The following is a 2,113-nucleotide window of genomic DNA, read 5'->3' on the forward strand; positions in this document are numbered from 1 at the left end:
CGGGGCCGCTTCCGCACGCAGACGCCCAAGGAACAGCTGACGGCGGCCCTGGGCGAGCCGCCGCGGTGGCTGCCCGACGCCGACGACCCCGCGCGGGAGCGGCGCTGGGGCTACTCCAACACCAACTACGTCGTCGCGGGCCTGGTCGTCGAGGCCGTCACCGGACACTCCTGGGCGCAGGAGGTCCACGAGCGGATCATCGAACCGCTCGGCCTGCGCGGCACCTTCACCCCCGGCACGTCGCCGTACGTGCCGCGGCCCACGGCCACCGCGTACACGTACTTCCCGAAGGAGAGCAGGCCCACCGACACCACGCTGGGCTTCGGCGGGGGCGCGGACGGCTGCGTGATCAGCACGGCCCACGACCACGGCGTGTTCCTGCGGGCGCTGCTCGGGGGCCGGCTGCTGCGGCCCGCGCAGCTGGCGGCGATGCGGGAGACCGTGCCCGCCGACGACTGGATCCCGGCGGACGGCGTCCGCTACGGCCTGGGCCTCGCCTGGCGGCCGGTGGCCGGGCGCGACGACGGCATCTGGTTCCACGGCGGGACCAGTCTCGGCTCCCTCTCCGAGTGCGGTGTGACCCCGGACGGCGCCACCGCCGTCACCAGCGCCGCCTTCACCCTGAGGCTCGACGGCCCGGCGCAGGAGGCGCAGGCGCGGGCTACGCTGCGGATGGTGGACGCGGCGCTGGCGGCCCGCTGACGGCGGCCGGGTCCGCGTCCCGCCGGGGCGGGGTCCCGCGCGGCAGCCGCGCCGCCACGGCCGTGCCGAGTGCGGCCAGTGCGGCGAGCGCCGTCAGCGTCGGGCCCATCGCGGAGAGGAACTCCCCGTCGGACCACCGCGGCCCGGGACCTTGCGGCCCGGTGGTGGAGGCCAGGGCGGACATCAGCGTGGTCGCCGCGGCGATGCCGAGGGCGGGGCCGACGTTCATCGCGGTCTGCTGGAGGCCGCCCGCGACTCCGGCGTCGGCCACCGGGGCATGGCGCACGACGACGGCCGTCGCGGCGACCATCACCGTGCCGAACCCCGCGCCGACGAGCAGGAAGGCGCCGCCCGTCGCCAGCGGTCCCGCGTCCGGACCCAGGCGGGACAGGGCCAGGACGCCCGCGGTGAGCAGGGCCGTCGCCGAGGTGACCGTCCGCCGGGCGCCCCACCGCCGCAGCACCACGGCGCCGAGCGGCGCGCCCGCCACCATCGCCACGGCGAGCGGCAGCGCCCGCAGCGCGCTGCCCAGCGGGTCGAGCTCCAGGACGTCCTGGAGGAAGTACGTCGCCACGAACAGGGCCCCGAACATCGCCGCGGAGGCGGCCACCAGGACCGCGAGGGCGGGCCCGACCGCGGCCGAACCAACCAGCCGGGGCGGCACCAGCGGGCTCGCCGCGCGCCGCTCGCGCAGGACGAACGCCCCGCACACGACCGCCGTCGCGAGGAACCCCGCCACGGGGGCCGCGGGCCCGCCCGCCTCGGGCAGGCCGACGAGCGTGTGGACGAGGCAGGCGAGCGCGACGGCGAGCAGTCCGGCGCCGGGCAGGTCGAGGCCGGGCGCGGGACCCGGCCGAGGCGGCTCGGGCACCCGCACCAGCAGCGCGAGCAGACCGATCGCGAGGGCGGGCACGACGCTCAGGAAGAAGACGAAACGCCAGCCCAGGTGCGTCGCGAGCGCCCCGCCGAGCACGGGCCCGGCCGCCGCCGCGAGGCCGATCGCGCTCGTCCGCAGCGCGATCGGCATGCCGAGCCGGTCCGGCGGGAACGCGGCCCGCAGCATCCCGAGCGTGGCGGGCTGGAGCAGCGCCCCGAAGATGCCCTGGGCGACGCGCAGGGCGATCACCCAGCCGACGCCGGGGGCGCAGCCGACCCCCGCCGACGCTGCCGCGAAGCCGAGGGTCCCGACGGCGAAGAGGCGCCGGTGGCCGTACCGGTCGCCGAGCCGCCCCGCGAAGACGAGGAGGCTCGCCACGGCGATCAGATAGCCGGTGCTGGTCCACTGGACCGCGGTGAACGAGGCGTCCAGATCGCGCTGCAGGGCGGGCTGGACGACAGTCAGGACGGTGCCGTCCAGCGCGACGACCATGGCACCGACGACGCTGCAGGCGAGGGTGAGGCGGCGGTGGAT

At 77.6% G+C, this 2,113-nt stretch carries 2 protein-coding genes; one reads left to right on the top strand and one right to left on the bottom strand.

The annotated features are described in order from the left end of the window. A partial coding sequence (locus AOK22_RS26535; RefSeq protein ID WP_157872293.1) for a serine hydrolase domain-containing protein occupies positions 1 to 702 on the top strand: 702 nt, incomplete at its 5' end. Here AOK22_RS26535 and AOK22_RS26540 read toward each other — a convergent pair. Beyond that, the gene (locus AOK22_RS26540) at positions 662 to 2,113 is read right to left on the bottom strand and encodes an MFS transporter (RefSeq protein ID WP_055701237.1); all 1,452 of its coding nucleotides are present in this window, start codon (positions 2,111 to 2,113) and stop codon (positions 662 to 664) included. The two genes, AOK22_RS26535 and AOK22_RS26540, sit on opposite strands and share 41 nt — an antisense overlap.

This window comes from Streptomyces silaceus (genome assembly GCF_001419745.1).
Classification (GTDB): Bacteria; Actinomycetota; Actinomycetes; order Streptomycetales; family Streptomycetaceae; genus Streptomyces; species Streptomyces silaceus.